General features: G+C 39.2%; 12 protein-coding genes. All 12 read left to right on the top strand.

All coding sequences use genetic code 11. The annotated features are described in order from the left end of the window. Positions 1 to 15 precede the first annotated feature (15 nt). The gene (gene ytvI, locus MWH30_RS00385; RefSeq protein ID WP_248662061.1) at positions 16 to 1,074 is read left to right on the top strand and encodes a sporulation integral membrane protein YtvI; all 1,059 of its coding nucleotides are present in this window, start codon (positions 16 to 18) and stop codon (positions 1,072 to 1,074) included. A 21-nt stretch (positions 1,075 to 1,095) separates the two neighbouring features. Beyond that, complete coding sequence (locus MWH30_RS00380; RefSeq protein WP_248662060.1) at positions 1,096 to 2,253, top strand: 1-deoxy-D-xylulose-5-phosphate reductoisomerase; 1,158 nt, start codon at positions 1,096 to 1,098, stop codon at positions 2,251 to 2,253. Continuing rightward, entirely contained in the window at positions 2,247 to 3,341 is a 1,095-nt protein-coding gene (rseP, locus tag MWH30_RS00375) for an RIP metalloprotease RseP (protein WP_248662059.1), read from the top strand. Before MWH30_RS00380 ends, rseP begins: the two co-directional genes overlap by 7 nt. Before the next feature lie 11 nt (positions 3,342 to 3,352). Next, positions 3,353 to 3,775, top strand: a complete 423-nt coding sequence (locus tag MWH30_RS00370; protein ID WP_248662058.1) for a hypothetical protein — start codon at positions 3,353 to 3,355, stop codon at positions 3,773 to 3,775. Between the two features lie 30 nt (positions 3,776 to 3,805). Next, positions 3,806 to 4,402 carry an HD domain-containing protein gene (locus tag MWH30_RS00365; RefSeq protein WP_248662057.1) on the top strand — a complete coding sequence of 199 codons (597 nt, stop codon included), beginning with the start codon at positions 3,806 to 3,808 and terminating at the stop codon, positions 4,400 to 4,402. Continuing rightward, positions 4,386 to 5,438, top strand: coding sequence for a flavodoxin-dependent (E)-4-hydroxy-3-methylbut-2-enyl-diphosphate synthase (ispG, locus tag MWH30_RS00360; RefSeq protein WP_248662056.1), 1,053 nt, complete (start codon positions 4,386 to 4,388; stop codon positions 5,436 to 5,438). The genes MWH30_RS00365 and ispG overlap by 17 nt, the downstream gene beginning before the upstream one ends. Before the next feature lie 103 nt (positions 5,439 to 5,541). Beyond that, on the top strand, positions 5,542 to 7,248 hold the full coding sequence (locus tag MWH30_RS00355; RefSeq protein WP_248662055.1) for a proline--tRNA ligase: 1,707 nt from the start codon (positions 5,542 to 5,544) through the stop codon (positions 7,246 to 7,248). A gap of 116 nt (positions 7,249 to 7,364) precedes the next feature. Then, the gene (locus MWH30_RS00350; RefSeq protein WP_282706102.1) at positions 7,365 to 8,012 is read left to right on the top strand and encodes an MgtC/SapB family protein; all 648 of its coding nucleotides are present in this window, start codon (positions 7,365 to 7,367) and stop codon (positions 8,010 to 8,012) included. 16 nt (positions 8,013 to 8,028) lie between these two features. Beyond that, positions 8,029 to 12,315, top strand: a complete 4,287-nt coding sequence (locus MWH30_RS00345) for a PolC-type DNA polymerase III (RefSeq protein ID WP_248662053.1) — start codon at positions 8,029 to 8,031, stop codon at positions 12,313 to 12,315. Between the two features lie 242 nt (positions 12,316 to 12,557). Then, positions 12,558 to 13,016, top strand: coding sequence for a ribosome maturation factor RimP (rimP, locus tag MWH30_RS00340; RefSeq protein WP_248662052.1), 459 nt, complete (start codon positions 12,558 to 12,560; stop codon positions 13,014 to 13,016). A 24-nt stretch (positions 13,017 to 13,040) separates the two neighbouring features. Next, positions 13,041 to 14,159 carry a transcription termination factor NusA gene (nusA, locus tag MWH30_RS00335; protein ID WP_248662051.1) on the top strand — a complete coding sequence of 373 codons (1,119 nt, stop codon included), beginning with the start codon at positions 13,041 to 13,043 and terminating at the stop codon, positions 14,157 to 14,159. 82 nt (positions 14,160 to 14,241) lie between these two features. Next, complete coding sequence (infB, locus tag MWH30_RS00330; protein ID WP_248662050.1) at positions 14,242 to 16,257, top strand: translation initiation factor IF-2; 2,016 nt, start codon at positions 14,242 to 14,244, stop codon at positions 16,255 to 16,257. The last annotated feature ends 20 nt before the right edge of the window (positions 16,258 to 16,277 follow it).

Raw genomic sequence — 16,277 nt, 5'->3', positions numbered from 1 at the left:
TAGGAGTGAAAGCTATTGAAAACACATTATAAAATAGCCTTAGGGGTTTTAGTCTCTCTTCTGTTGAGCATACTTTTCTTTAAGTATGTAGCGATTTATCTGTTGCCGTTTATATTGGCTTTGATACTTGCTTCTTTGATTGAGCCGGGAATTAATTTTTTTGAAGAACGTTTGAACATAGGTAGAGGTTGGGCCGTAGCTATTTGCTTGTTGATTATATTAATTTTAGCTATTTTAACTATTATTATTTTTATGTCTAGATTATTTGTAGAACTTGATAAGTTGGCTCATAGTATTCCTGATTTTCGAACTTTAAACGAAAATATCAACTGGTTAATTGAACAAAATGAGAAATTAGGTAATTTTTTGGCTGATTTGGAGTTGCCGGAGGCTGTAAGTGAAATTATTAATGAAAATCTGCAAGCTCTTTATCGTCAAGCTAGAGGTATGGTGCAAGCAGCTATTAGTTATTTTTTTAATACTGTTAAGAGTCTGCCTAAATTGGTAATTACTTTGGTAATTAGCTTGATAGCTACTTTCTTCATCAGTCGGGACCGGAAAATGATCAATGAATATATCTTGAGTGCAGTTCCTGTGGCTTGGCGAGATAAGGTTAGAACCTTAGAACAGGAGATTATGACGGCAGCAGTGGGTTTTTTACGGGCCCAGTTAACACTGATTTCAATTACTACTACTATTTCTGTAATTGGCTTATTGATTATTGGTAGTAATTATACTATTGTTTTAGCGATAGTAATTGGACTATTGGATTTAATTCCGGTAATCGGTCCTAGCTTAATATATCTACCTTGGGCTATCTATTCTTTTATCATCGGCGAGGTTGCTTTTGGGATCTCTTTGTTGATACTTTATATTATTATTGCTTTAACTAGGCAGTTGACAGAGGCTAAGATTATTGGAAAAAATATAGGAATTCATCCCTTAGCTACTCTAATGTCGATGTATTTAGGAGTGCAGTTTTTAGGGGTTACTGGTTTTTTTATCGGGCCCGCAATTTTGATTATCCTGAAGTCTATAATTCAGGTAGGCTTTATTTCTATCTTAATTGAATAAGTAATTGGAGGTATAATGCTAATGAAAGGGCTTAGTATCTTAGGATCTACAGGCTCTATTGGGAGCCAGACTTTAGAAGTGATTTCGGATTTAGATTTAGATTATGATATAATAGCTTTAACAGCTAATCGAAGCTGGGAAAAGTTAGCGGAGCAGGTCCAGCAGTTTGAGCCTGAGTTAGCTGTGCTAATGAATGAAGAGGCTGCTCAAGAGTTAAAATATAAAGTGTCAGGCTTGCAGACAGAGGTTTTGACAGGAAAAGAAGCTTTAATTAGGGCTGCTACTGCTGAGGAGGCAGACTTAGTTATTAATTCTTTGGTAGGGGCCGTAGGTTTAGTGCCTACTTTGGAAGCTATTCAGGCCCAAAAGGATATCGGTTTGGCTAATAAAGAGAGCTTGGTAATTGGTGGAGAATTGGTAATGTCTCAAGTTGAAGAGTATGGCTGTCAGCTTTTGCCTATTGATAGCGAACATAATGCTATCTTTCAGGCTTTAGCAGGAGAAAAACTTGAAGATGTAGAAAAATTAATTTTAACGGCTTCGGGAGGTCCTTTTCGAGGTAGTTCCAGTGAGGATTTGGCAGAAGTGACTGTAGAAGCTGCTTTAAACCATCCTAATTGGGATATGGGGGGTAAGATTACTATTGATTCAGCTACCTTAATGAATAAGGGACTCGAGGTTATCGAGGCTCACTGGTTATTTGGAATTGACTTTGCTGATATAGAGGTGGTAGTACATCCCCAAAGTATAGTTCATTCTTTGGTTCAGTTTAAGGATGCTGCTGTTTTAGCTGAATTAGGCTTACCTGATATGAAGGTGCCAATCCAACATGTGCTGACCTATCCTCAGCGTGAGGAGAACGCTTTAAGCAGATTGAACTTAGCTGAAATAGGGCGCTTGGACTTTGAGGAACCTGATTTGCAGACCTTTCCCTGTTTAAAGTATGCTTATCAAGCTGGACAGCAAGGTGGAACTATGCCGGCAGTTTTAAATGCAGCTAATGAAGTGGCTGTAGCTAAATTTTTAGCTGGAGAGTTAAATTTTATAGAAATCCCAGAATTGATAGCTTCGGTAATGGTTAAGCATAAAGTAGTGAAAAGTCCCAGTTTAGAAGATGTGTTAGCAGCTGATAACTGGGCTAGAGCTGAAAGTAAAAAGGAAGGTGAAAATTTTTGTTAAATACAGTTTTATCTTTATTATCTACGCTGATTCCCTTTGTAGTGGTAATTGGTATTCTGATTTTTGTCCATGAGTTTGGACATTTCATTATTGCTAAAAAGACGGGTGTTTTGGTAGAGGAATTTGCTGTGGGAATGGGCCCTAAGATTATCGGTAAACAACGGGGAGAAACTTTCTATTCCTTGCGTTGGTTTCCTATTGGTGGTTATTGTAAGATGACTGGTGAGTTTCCAGTGGATGAAGAAGATGATGAGGTAGAGGATGTACAGCGTTTTCGTCAAGCTTATGATAATGAAAGATGTTTATTTCAGAAGTCAGTGGGAGAAAGGGCGGCTGTTATTTCAGCGGGCCCAGTGATGAACTTTCTATTGGCTATTTTGATCTTTGCTTTAACATTTATGTTTTTTGGGGTTCCAGTAGAGCAGTCACAGTCTACAGTAATTGGCGATGTGATGCCTGATCAACCGGCTGCTGAGGCAGGAATTAGCGCTTTAGATAAGGTAGTGGAAATTGAAGGGCAAGCAGTAGATAACTGGACGGAGATGGCTGGAATTATTAATAATAATCCTGGTGAAGAGCTGGAGATTGTAGTAGAACGCCAGGGTAGTCGCCGCACTTTTCAGGTAGTACCTGAATATGATGAAGAACGGGGAGTAGGTCTAATTGGAGTTTTACCCGATGTAATTAGAGAACCAGTAGGGTTGTTGGAGTCTATTAAGGTTGGGGCTCAACAGACTTTGGGCATGACTGCAGCAATTATTACCGGAGTTTGGCAGATGATTACTGGGCAAATGGCTCCGCAGGTAGCTGGGCCAGTGCGAATTGCTCAGGAGGTAGGTAGTGCTGCTCAATTGAGTTTGTTGAGGGTAATGAACTTAACTGCTATTTTAAGTGTTAACCTAGGTATTTTAAATCTATTACCTTTTCCTGCCTTAGACGGAGGAAGACTGGTCTTTTTAGGAGTGGAAGCTCTACGAGGTAAAGCTATTGACCCTGAAAAAGAAGGTCTAGTTCATTTTGTAGGTTTAATGCTACTTTTGGTATTGATGATAGTCATTGTCTATCGAGATATTATTAATATATTCTAGAGGTGATTGTTTTGGTTGCTGAGCAGAAACGAAAAGGAAGTAAGTGGTTAGACCCTAATAAGGAAGGTCAAGGAAAGGGTCGGCGGGCTGAGAGATACTGTCGTCGCTGCGGGCAGACAGTGCAGGAAGTGAGAATTTTGAAACATTCTAATCTTTGCGAAGACTGTGTTAGAGAGCTAGAGCAAAAAAAGGATGGAGTTTATTCTTGCCAAGGCTGTGGTAAGGTAACCCCTCAGCAGGTGGAGGAGAATGACGGTTACTGTAAAGACTGCTGCTGTCGAGCCTGCGGTAAGCCTGATCCTGACTTCGTACAGCAGCATAATTTTTGCAAAGAATGTTTATTAATGATGGAGACTAACTGTTTAAAATGTGGTAAGGAGGCTGAAGCACAGGTAAGAAGAAACGATGGCTACTGTGATCAGTGTGCTGAGTAGAGATTAAGGATTTAGAGAGGGGGAGAGTCTTTGCTTGAAGAACACGTTACTTTAGAAACTTTAATTACCGATAGCATAGCTAGAAAGCATTTGCATAAAGCTAGCTTGCGTCATTCAGTAGAGACAGCAGAAAATGCTTACGAATTAGCTAATGAAAGAGGGCTGTGCATTGATGTAGGAACTAAGGCCGGACTTTTGCATGATATAGGCCATACTAGCTGGGAGCATCAGGGGGAGTGGGACTATGAGTCCTATAATTACTTTGATATTCATACTATCAAAGGAGCTGAAAGGGCCCATGAACTTTTAATTTTAAAAGGTGAAGATTGGGCTAAAGCTAGAGAGATTGCCTTAGCTATTCTTTTTCATAGTAGTTCCAGTCCAATCAGTGAAAGTGTAGAGTTAACTCCTATGCAACAGCTAGTTTCTGATGCTGATGACTTAGATAAAGAAAACTATAAAGAACTAAAAGAAGGCGCTCACCATGAGTTTGATATAGACTATGCAGAAGCTTTGGAAAGGGTACGACGCTTGGACTTATTAGTTTATAGAAAGTTAGATAACTGTCATCAACGATGTGAAGAGTGCGGGGGTAGAGTAGGTGAGTTAAGTGGAAAGAAGGAGTAGCAAGCAAGTAAGCATTGGGGGAGTTAAAATTGGAGGTCAAGCTCCGATTTCAGTTCAGTCTATGACTAATACCGATACTAGAGATATAGAAGCTACTGTAAAGCAGATTCATTCTTTAGAGGAAGTAGGTTGTGAGCTAGTTAGAGTAGCTATTCCGGACTTGGAAGCAGCTAATCAGGTAGCTGAGATAAAGAGTCGGATTGGAATTCCTTTAATTGCTGATATTCATTTTAATTATAAATTAGCTTTGCGAGTTTTAGAGTTAGGAATCGATGCTTTGCGGATTAATCCTGGTAATATTGGTTCTGAAGAAAGAGTAAAGCAGATTGCTGAAGCTGCTAAAGAACAGCAGGCCCCAATTAGAATAGGAGTTAATGCTGGCTCTTTGGAGAAGGAGTTGTTAGCTAAGTATGGTTCACCTACGGCTGAAGCAATGGTGGAAAGTGCTTTAAAACAGCTGCGAGTTTTGGAAAAGTATGGTTTTGAGGAAATTATTATTTCTTTGAAAGCGTCGGAAGTGCTGATGACTAAGCAAGCTTATAGTTTAATTGCTCAAAAGGTAGACTATCCTTTGCATTTGGGGATTACTGAAGCGGGCCCTAAGTGGGCCGGAACTATTAAGTCAGCAGTAGGCTTAGGGAGTATTTTGGCTGAAGGTCTAGGGGATACTATTAGAGTCTCCTTGACTGGAGATCCGGTAGAAGAGGTTAGGGTAGGATATGAAATACTAAAGGTTCTGGATTTGCGGCAGCGAGGGCCCGAAATAATTTCTTGTCCTACCTGTGGTCGCTGTGAAATCGATTTAATTGAGACTGCTCAGCAAGTAGAGAAGGCTATCAGAGATTTGGAGATTAATTTGAAGGTAGCTATTATGGGCTGTGTAGTTAATGGTCCTGGTGAAGCAAGAGAGGCTGATATCGGTATTGCTGGAGGTAAGAATGTGGGTTTATTATTTAAGGATGGCGAAGTGCTTAGGAAGGTACCTGGCGATCAGCTAGTGCCTGCTTTATTAGCAGAGATAGAGAAGATGGATTGACAAATAATTATAGTTTTGATAGGCTTTAAATTAAATATTTGCTTTACAATTTAAAACGATATCTTAGGATAGATTTTAAGCAATTAAGGAGGCTGATACAACTATGAAGATGTCAAAAGCATATATACCAACTTTAAAAGAAACGCCAGCTGAAGCTGAAGTAGTCAGCCATCAGTTAATGTTAAGAGCAGGTATGATTCGTAAGTTAAGCTCTGGGATTTATACATATTTACCTTTAGGTCAAAAGGTTATTCAAAAAGTAGAGGCTATAGTGAGAGAGGAAATGAATAAGAAAGGTGCTCTAGAGGTGCTGTTACCCGCTCTACAGCCTGCTGAGTTATGGCAGGAGTCTGAGCGTTGGGATTATTACGGCCCGGAGCTAATGCGGCTTCAGGATAGGCATGAACGCGATCTTTGTTTAGGTCCTACTCATGAAGAAGTAATTACGGATTTAATTAAGGATGAGCTGCGTTCTTATAAGGAGCTTCCCTTGAATTTATACCAAATTCAAACTAAGTTTAGAGATGAGATTCGACCTCGCTTTGGAGTTTTGAGGTCTAGAGAGTTTATTATGAAGGATGGATATAGTTTTAATGTGAATCAAGAGTCCTTAGATAAGACTTATCAACAAATGTACGCTGCTTATGAAGAGGTCTTTACTAGGTGCGGTTTGGACTTTAAAGCGGTGGTAGCCGATACCGGTGCTATTGGCGGTACCGATTCTCATGAATTTATGGTTTTAGCCGATTCAGGTGAGGATACTGTAGTTTTCTGTGAGGAGTGTGATTATGCTGCTAATCTGGAGTTAGCTAAGTCCGAGGTTGATTTTCAGCCGGAGGTGCAAAAAGAGGCAGAGTTGAAGAAGGTGGAGACTCCTGGAGTAGATACTATTGAAAAGTTGGCTGACTTTTTGGATAGACCGGCTAAACAGTTGATCAAAAGTTTGGTTTTTGAAACGGATTCTGGTTATTTATTAGCCTTAGTGCGGGGGGATTATCAGTTAAATGAAGTTAAGTTGAAGAACTTCTTAGGAGTTGTACAGTTAGAGATGGCTGACGAAGAAGAATTAATAACTGAGACAGGGATTATTCCTGGCTTTGCGGGCCCAATTGATATTCCAGCGGAGGTGCAGGTAATAGCTGATCCTTCAGTAATGGAGATGCTTAGTGGTGTTACTGGAGCTAATGAAGCTGATTATCACTATTTAAATGTGAAGCCGGGTCGGGACTTTGAAGTAGATCAAGTAGTAGATATTAGAGAGGTTAAGGCTGGAGAAGAATGTATTCAGTGTTCGGCGGAGTTATCTTTGACTAAGGGGATTGAAGTAGGACAGATCTTTAAGCTAGGTACTAAGTACAGCCAGGCTTTAGGAGCTACTTATTTAGATGAAAACGGGAAAGAACAGGTAATGGAAATGGGCTGTTACGGAATTGGAATTACCAGAACTGTAGCTGCTGCTATTGAACAAAACTATGATGATTACGGGATTAAGTGGCCAGTAGCTATTGCGCCTTATCAAGTTTCTATCTTAGCTTTAGGTGATGGTGAGGTATTAACAGCTGCTATTGAGCTTTATAATCAATTACAAGCAGCAGGTTTGGATGTACTTTTAGATGATCGTCAAGAGAGAGCTGGCGTGAAGTTTAACGATGCTGATTTGATTGGTTCTCCAGTGCGAGTGACTATCGGTTCTCGTTCTTTAGCAGCTGGACAGGCTGAGTTAAAGGTGAGAAGTACAGGCCAGGAGCTGGAAGCAGATTTAGATAAAGCAAAAGATAGAATTATCAAGCTTTTAGCCGATTTAAAGTAGACTGCAATAAGTGCTTAAGGACTTTCTAGTTTTTCAGAAGTAATTAAGAGTACAGGTGTTGTTGCTGATAGGCAACAACATTTAATTTTAAGGAAGTGATTAAAATTATCAGCGAGATGGAAATATTCTCCAGGTTATTGTTAGCAACAGCATTAGGGGGCTTGGTTGGTTGGGAAAGAGAAAGTAGCTCTCGTCCGGCAGGTTTTAGGACTAATATTTTGGTCTGCGTAGGCTCAACTTTAATAATGATTGTTTCCTTAGAAGTAGCTGTAATCTCCAAAACTGCTGATCCGGCTCGAATTGCAGCTCAGGTAGTAAGTGGAATCGGTTTTTTAGGAGCAGGAACTATTATTCGGGAAGGCTTTGCGGTGAAAGGTTTAACTACTGCGGCTAGTCTGTGGACGGTAGCTGGGGTAGGTTTAGCAGTGGGAGCTGGTTTTTATTTTAGTGCTATTGCTGCTACTTTACTGGTGATTATTACCTTGACTATCTTTAATATGCTGACTAATTTTATTACTAAAGAGGCTAACTTACAGAGTTTACGGGTCAAGGTCTTTGATCAGCCAGGAGAAGTGGGGAAGATTGGTTCTGTTTTAGGTAACTATGATGTGCATATTGTTGATGTAAGTATTGATCATATTAGAAATGAGCCTAATATTTATATTAATTTACAGGTTAGAGTTCCTCCTGACTTAGAGCAGAATGAACTAACTCAACATTTAGCACAGACTACAGGAGTAATCCAGGTAGACTGGAAGGATTAATTAAGGGAGTGTCGATATGACTGAGGTATATATTAGGCCTGCTCAACAGAGCCTTATAAAGAAAAAGATAGTTCGTGAATTATTGACAGCTGAGCTAGAGGTGCTGGAATTGATCAAGTTTAAGCAGCTCTTATTGGATTTAGATGCTAAGCGCTTAGAGCTATATGGAAGGCTACCTCAGCAGATGCGTAGTAAGGGCTTAGAAGCAGAGATAGCTGATTTAATTAAAGAAAGCGTTACTTCTTTAGAGAGTGTAGAGTGTCGTTTTAATTACTTTCAGGCTAAGGGGACTTTAAAGGAGAGAGTGCTAAACTACTGGCCAGAAATTGTGGAACAGGTTAAAAAAGAGGTTGCCTTAGCTAATGGCTGGCTGGCTAACGCTCGCTGTCAATTAGTAGCTGATAATCGTTTGGTTATTGAGCTTAAGAATGAATTAGGAATTAAAAAGTTAAGAGATAGAAACTGTGAACAGATGATTGCTGAACTGATTACTGAGGAGTTTGAAGTTGAGCTAGAAGTGGAGTTTAAGTTAGGCGATTTTAGTCAAGAGTCTCAAAAGCTGCTGGAGGAGAAGCAACAGGAAAAAGAGGACTATGTTAATAACTTAATGGCGCAAGTAGATCAGCAACTGGATAAAGGGTCAGAAGTTAAGCAGCAGGGCCCGCTCTTAGGAAAGAAGATCAAATCAGAGCCAGTAGCTATGGAAGAGATTCAGAGCGAGGAACGAAGCATTACTATTCAAGGTCAGTTGATAGATTTAGAGGTAATAGAACTTAAGAGCGGTAAAAACTTGTTAGTTTTTGTGCTCACTGATCATAGCGATTCCTTAACAGTTAAGGTTTTTGAAAATGATAAAGGGGCTGTGGTGAATAATTTAGATGTTGGGGATTGGTTGCGGGCCCGCGGTAAGATACAGATTGATCAGTATGATCAAGAATTAACTATGTTAGCTCGTGACTTAAATAGAGTAGAGGTGGAGCAAAAGTCCGATGATGCTTCTCGAAAGCGAATAGAACTGCATTTACATACTAAGATGAGTGCCATGGATTCGGTGGTAGATCTAGAAAAAGCTATCGAGAGAGCCGCTGACTGGGGGCATTCAGCTTTAGCTATTACTGATCACGGGGTGATTCAGTCTTTCCCGGAAGCACATAGCATAGCTCAAAGCTATGATGTAGATCTAATTTATGGATTAGAAGCTTATTTAGTTGATGATGGAGAGCCTATTGTAATTAATCCTATTGAGTCGGAGTTAGGAGCAGCCGAATACGTAGTCTTTGATTTAGAGACTACCGGCTTAAATCCTCAACAGCATCAGATAATAGAGTTAGGTGCGGTGAAGATAGAGGCAGGAGAAATTGTCGATAGCTTTAACAGCTTAGTCAATCCAGATAGTGAAATTCCAGCTAAAATAGTGGAGTTGACAGGAATTGATTCTTCTATGGTTGCTGAAGCTCCTCGCTTGGAGGAAGTTTTGCCTGAATTTTTGGAATTCATTGAGGGAACTGTATTAGTAGCTCACAATCTTTCTTTTGATCTTAATTTTATCAATAATAAACTGGATAGACTACGTTTGGAGAATCCGGCCTTAGATACTTTGAACTTAGCTCGGGCCCTATTGGACTTAAAAAGCTTTAAGTTAAATCGAGTAGCCCAGGAATTACAGATAGAACTGGAAAACCATCATCGGGCTAGCGAAGATGCTAGAGTAACTGCCCAGATTCTTTTGGAATTATTTGAATTAGCCCAGGCTAAAGGAATGAGTAACTTAAAGCAGATTAATAGTTTAAGCAGTGAGATTAACTACCAACAGCTCAGACCTTACCACGCTACTATTTTAGTGAAAAATCAGACGGGGCTTAAAAATCTATATAAATTAGTATCTAAATCTCATATTGAAACTTTTTATAGAAAACCGCGAATTTTAAAAAGCCAACTACTGGCTAATAGAGAAGGTTTAATTTTAGGCTCAGCCTGTGAAGCTGGACAGCTTTATCAAGCTCTGTTGAATGGTAAAGATGAAAGTGCTTTGCGTGAAATCGGTAAGTTCTATGATTATTTTGAGGTTCAGCCGCTGGAAAACACTCAATTTTTAATAGAACAAGAGCGAGTGGAATCTCAGGAAGAATTAAAAAAGATCAACCGACAAATCTATGAGCTAGGAACTGCTTTAGGCAAACCAGTAATAGCTACTGGCGATGTTCACTTTTTAGATCCTAAAGATGAGATTTTTAGAGAAATCTTAATGACCGGCCAAGGCTTTGAGGATGCTGACAGTCAGGCTCCTCTTTATTATCGGACTACTGAAGAGATGCTAGCTGAATTTGATTACTTTAGTCAAGAGGTAGCTGAAGAGTTGGTAATTGAAAATCCAAATCGGATTGTAGATGAAATTGAAGAAATTAAACCAATTCCCGAGGGGCTCTTTACTCCGGAGATTGAAGGAGCAGTAGAGGAAGTCCAGAATATGACTTACCAAAATGCTCAAGCTCTCTATGGTGAGCAACTACCGGAGATTGTAGAAAAAAGATTAGCTAAGGAGTTAGATGCTATTATCGGTAATGGTTTTGCGGTTATCTACCTTATTTCACATAAGCTAGTTAAGAAGTCTTTAGATGATGGTTACTTAGTTGGTTCACGAGGTTCAGTGGGCTCTTCTTTAGTAGCTACTATGTGTCAAATTACTGAAGTGAATCCTTTACCTCCTCATTATATCTGTCCTAAATGTCAGTATTCTGAGTTCTTTACTGATGGTGACTATGGAATTGGTTTTGATCTACCTGACCGAGCCTGTCCGGATTGTGAGGCGGATTTAATTAAGGAAGGAGCCGATATTCCTTTTGAAGTTTTCATGGGTTTTGAAGGAAAAAAGGTTCCGGATATAGATCTTAACTTTTCTGGCAAATATCAGCCGGAGGTTCATAGTTATACTGAGGAGCTTTTTGGAGAAGACTATGTATTTAGAGCAGGGACTATTTCTACTATTGCCGATAGAACGGCTTATGGTTTTGTTAAGGGTTATATAGAAGAAAATAGCCTATCTTTGCGTAAGGCAGAGGTAAATAGACTAGCTAAGGGCTGTACTGGGGTTAGAAGGACTACTGGTCAGCACCCAGGTGGTTTGATGGTAGTGCCTCAAGATAAGGAAATCTTTGATTTTACTCCTATTCAAAAGCCGGCTAATGATCAAGATACGGAGGTATTGACTACTCATTTCGATTATCATTCAATCAGTGGTAGGATTTTGAAACTGGATATTCTAGGCCATGATGACCCTACTACTATTCGCATGTTAGAGGATATGACCGGAGTAGATGCAGCTTCGATTCCTTTAGATGATCCTGAAACTATGGCTATCTTTTCCGGTTTAGAGACCTTAGGTATTGAGGCTGAAGAGCTAGGAACTTCCATAGGTAGTTTAGGAATTCCTGAGTTTGGAACCGATTTTGTACAGCAGATGTTGGAGGATACTCAGCCTACTACCTTCGCTGAACTAGTTAGAATTAGTGGTCTTTCTCATGGTGAAAATGTGTGGTTGAATAATGCTCAGGACTTAATTAAAGCAGGAAAGGCTGAGTTAGCAGAAGTAATTTCAGTTAGAGATGATATTATGAACTATTTAATCCAACAAGGAGTAGAACCTAGCCAAGCCTTTTGGATTATGGAACATGTGCGTAAGGGTAAAGGTTTAACTGAAGAAGAAGAGGCTAGTTTAGTAGAGGCTAGCATTCCTAACTGGTATATTAAATCCTGTAAAAAGATTGAATATATGTTTCCTAAGGCTCACGCTGTAGCTTACGTGATGATGGCTTTTCGAATTGCCTTTTTTAAGGTTCATTATCCGCAGGCTTTTTATACTGCTTACTTTACTATTAAAGCTACTGATTTTGATGCGCAGCTAGTGGCTCAGGGCCAGGACTTTGTGGAGCAGACTATTACTAAGCTGAGAAGCAAGGGGAATGATGCTACTCAAAAGGAAAAAAACACCTTAAAAGTATTAGAGATAGTGATTGAAGCTATGTTGAGGGGAGTAGAGTTTACTACTGTAGATCTTTATCAGTCTTCAGCTCATGAATTTCAAATTAATGAAGAAGGTCTATTACTTCCTCCTTTAATTACTTTGCAAGGTTTGGGTGAGAGTGCAGCGCAGAGTATAATTGAGGCTAGAAATCAAGGTGAGTTTACTTCTATTGAAAATTTGAGTAATCGAGCTGGACTAAGTAAAACAGTAATTGAGGTACTAAAGGAACATGGTTGTTTAGAGGGATTACCGGCTACTAATCAACTCTCTATGTTTACGTAGTAAATACATTCACTTGCAATGCTGTAAAGAATGTGCTAAAATGTAAGGTGGACATAATATTAAATCTTTTAGTATTAAGAGTGGGGCTAGGTATGGAACCCACTCTTTACTTGTATATATAATATTGCTTAAGCTAATTTTGGGATAGAGCAGTAGTTACTATATTAACTCGTCACTGATACTCAACGATAGAATAAGCAGTTAAACTTAGGGAAGAATAGAAGTTAAGGAGGGAATTGACAGTGGGAAAACGGATCAAAGATTATGTATTTGATTTAGCTAAGCCAATTGTGGAAAGTTATGGTCTGGAGTTAGTTGAAGTGGAGTATCAGCAAGAAGGAGCTAACTGGTTTTTGAGGGTGTTTATTGATAAAGAGGATGGAGTTGATCTTGATGACTGCCAAAATATTAGCCAGGAAATAAGTGCTCAGTTGGATATAGAAGATCCGATAGAGGATTCATATATACTGGAAGTATCTTCTCCCGGTTTAGATAGACCGCTTAAAACTGAGGAGGACTTTCAAAGATTTACTGGTCAAACTGTTGATATTTCTACTTATGCCCCTGTAGAGGGGAAACGAGATTTACAAGGCGAGTTATTAGGCTTAGTTGAAAATAAAATAAAGATTAAAAATAAAGAAGGAATAATTGAGGTTCCTAAAGATAAGGTGGCTAAAGTTAGTCTAGCTTTGGAATTTTAGGACTTACTTAAGGGAGGAATTATGATGAATTTGGAATTAATTCAGGCCTTGGAGGATTTAGAAGAGGATAAAGGAATTCCCAAGGAGATGTTATTGGATGCTTTAAAGGCAGCTTTGAAATCAGCTTATAAAAAGAATTTTGGCTCCAGCCAAAATGTAAATATAGAGATTGATGAAGAGCTGGGTAGGGTTGAAGTTTATGCTGATAAAGAGGTAGTAGAGGAGGTAAGTAATCCTAATTTAGAAATATCTTTAGCCGAAGCTAAAGATAAGGAGCCTGATTGTGAGTTAGGAGATACAGTTTCTGTGCGGGCTACCCCGGAAAACTTCGGTCGAATAGCGGCACAAACGGCTAAGCAGGTGGTTATTCAGCGAATTCGCGAGGCAGAGCGAGATATAGTCTATGAGGAGTTTATAAATCGAGAAGGAGATATTTTAACGGGGATAGTTCAAAGACACCATAAAGATAATGTGGTTATTGATTTAGGTAAGACCGAAGCTATCTTGATACCTCCGGAACAGATTCCTAATGAAGCTTATGAAGCTAATGAACGAATTAAGATCTATATTGTAGAGGTGCAAAAGACTACTAAGGGTCCTAATATTTTAGTATCAAGAACTCATCCCGGCTTGCTAAAACGATTATTTGAGTTGGAAGTGCCGGAAATTCACGATGGAATAGTTGAAATCAAAGGAGTAGCTAGAGAGGCAGGCTTTAGATCTAAACTAGCTGTTGCTTCTAGAGAGCCGGATATAGATGCTATTGGTGCTTGTGTAGGCCCTAACGGAATGCGAGTGCAAGCAGTAGTTAGTGAGCTAAATGGAGAAAAAGTAGATATTATTGAATGGAGTGAGAATCCGGCCCGGTTGATAGCTAATTCTCTCAGTCCAGCGGAAGTGATAGGCGTTGATATAGATGAAGAGGAGCAAGTAGCCCAGGTAGTTGTTCCAGACCATCAATTATCTTTAGCAATTGGTAAAGAAGGTCAAAATGCTAGATTAGCAGCTAAGTTAACCGGTTGGAAAATAGATATCAAGAGTGAATCCCAGCTTGATGAGGATACAGGTATAGAGTTACAAGAAGAAGTAGATGCAGAAGTGGATTCTGACTTTGACTTTACTGAAATAGATTTAAGCGAATAACTATCTTAGGTTATCCGCTTTTAAATAGATTAATTATTTAGGGTAGAACTTGTTATAAATTAAGTTGGAGGTGGAGTATTGTATGAGTAAAATTAGAGTATATAAATTAGCACAAGAATTAGAGTTATCCAGTTCGGAGGTTTTAGATCTATTAGCAGAACTAGATGTAGATGCTAGTAGTCATATGAGCACGGTAGAGGCTGAAACAGCTAAATTAGTTAGAGAAATGGTTTTAGAAGAAGATGAGACAGCAGTAACTGATGTTGAGGAAGTTGAAGAGGAAAAAGGTAATGAAGTGGAAAAAGAGGATAATGAAGAAAGCGATGATGATAATTTAATAAGATTGGAAGGTACTTTGAATGTTAAAGAATTAGCTGAAGAGTTAAATAAAAATCCAAACTCTTTGATTCAAGACTTAATTGGCTTAGGAATTATGGCCACTATTAATCAAGAGTTAGATGAGGAAACTATTGAAGTTATTATGGATAATTACGGTTATCAAGTTGAGTTTACCTCTCAGACTGAAGTAGAAGAGCTGTCTTTGAATGAACTGGTACAGGATATCGAGGATCAGCCTGAAGATTTAGAAGAAAGACCTCCAGTAGTTACGGTGATGGGCCATGTGGATCATGGAAAAACAACCTTGTTGGATACTATTAGAGAAACCGATGTAATTGATAGTGAAGCTGGAGGAATTACTCAGCATATTGGAGCCTATCAGGTAGAGGTAGATGGAAAGAAGATTACTTTTTTAGATACCCCTGGTCACGAAGCCTTTACTTCTATGCGAGCTCGGGGAGCTCAGGTGACCGATGTTGCCATTTTAGTAGTAGGAGCCGATGATGGAGTAATGCCGCAGACCGTAGAAGCTATTAACCATGCTCAAGCAGCTGAAGTACCGATTATTGTAGCTATTAATAAAATTGATAAACCTGGTGCAAAGCCGGAAAGAATTAAGCAGGAGCTAACAGAATATGGATTAGTAGCTGAAGAGTGGGGAGGAGATACTATTTGTGTGCCTATCTCTGCTCTGCATAAAGAAAATATTGATGAACTGCTAGAAATGATTGTCTTAGTAGCGGAAATGGAAGAATTAAAGGCCAATCCTGAACGTGAACTAGCTAACGGAGTAATTGTAGAGGCAGAGCTAGATAAAGGTCGAGGGCCAGTAGCTACAGTTTTAATTCGTAACGGAACTTTAGAGATTGGAGATCCTATGGTAGCCGGTTTAGCTCACGGTAAGGTTAGAGCTATGATTAATGATCAAGGTAAGCGGATTGAAAAGGCGGGCCCTTCTAAGCCAGTAGAGGTGTTAGGATTTAATTCGGTACCCCAAGCCGGTGATTTATTACAGGTTTTAGAAGATGAAAAAGCAGTTAGGAGCTTAGCTGAAGATCGCCAAGATCTAAAAAGAGAACAAGAGCTAGGACAAAGCAAGGCTGTTACCTTAGATGATCTTTTTGAGCAAATTCAAGAAGGTGAAATTAAGGACTTAAATATAGTAATCAAGGGAGATGTACAGGGTTCAGTAGAGGCTTTAAAAGAAGCTTTATTAGAGCAGAGCACCGATGAGGTACAGATTAAAGTTGTACATAGCGGAGTAGGAGCTATTCGAGAGGCTGATGTTATGCTAGCCAGTGCCTCTAATGCTATTATAATTGGTTTTAATGTACGGCCTGATAACAATGCTCGTCAAGTAGCAGATAAAGAAGAAGTTGATATTAGAACCTATCGCGTAATTTATAAAGCTATAGAAGATGTTAGAGCAGCTATGGAGGGCCTTTTAGATCCTGATTATAAGGAAATAATTGTGGGTCGAGCTGAAGTGCGAGATGTCTTTAGTGTACCTAAAGTAGGTAATGTAGCTGGAGTTTATGTAACTTCAGGTAATATTAATCGAAATGCTCAAGCTAGACTACTTAGAGATGGAGTTGTTATCTTTGAAGGAGATATTAGCTCATTAAAACGCTTTAAGGACGATGTTAAGGAAGTAGCTGAGGGTTATGAATGTGGGATTGGTCTGGAAAATTTCGATGATATTAAAGTTGGAGATGAAATCGAAATTTATGATTATGAAGAAATCCAAAGAACTCTGTAGTAAATATGACTTAATAGGAG

Origin of the sequence: Fuchsiella alkaliacetigena (assembly GCF_023227765.1) — a bacterium.
GTDB lineage: Bacteria > Bacillota > Halanaerobiia > Halobacteroidales > Acetohalobiaceae > Fuchsiella > Fuchsiella alkaliacetigena.
Note: the sequence above shows the minus strand (reverse complement) of the source record. Positions and strands in the feature narration are given on the sequence as shown.

Bases quoted from the DNA above. Each gene is read 5' to 3' on its own strand.
- MWH30_RS00355 (WP_248662055.1), top strand. From the start codon at position 5,542: ATGAAGATGTCAAAAGCATATATACCAACTTTAAAAGAAACGCCAGCT.
- MWH30_RS00345 (WP_248662053.1), top strand. From the start codon at position 8,029: ATGACTGAGGTATATATTAGGCCTGCTCAACAGAGCCTTATAAAGAAA.
- MWH30_RS00350 (WP_282706102.1), top strand. From the start codon at position 7,365: ATGGAAATATTCTCCAGGTTATTGTTAGCAACAGCATTAGGGGGCTTG.
- infB (WP_248662050.1), top strand. From the start codon at position 14,242: ATGAGTAAAATTAGAGTATATAAATTAGCACAAGAATTAGAGTTATCC.
- MWH30_RS00380 (WP_248662060.1), top strand. From the start codon at position 1,096: ATGAAAGGGCTTAGTATCTTAGGATCTACAGGCTCTATTGGGAGCCAG.
- nusA (WP_248662051.1), top strand. From the start codon at position 13,041: ATGAATTTGGAATTAATTCAGGCCTTGGAGGATTTAGAAGAGGATAAA.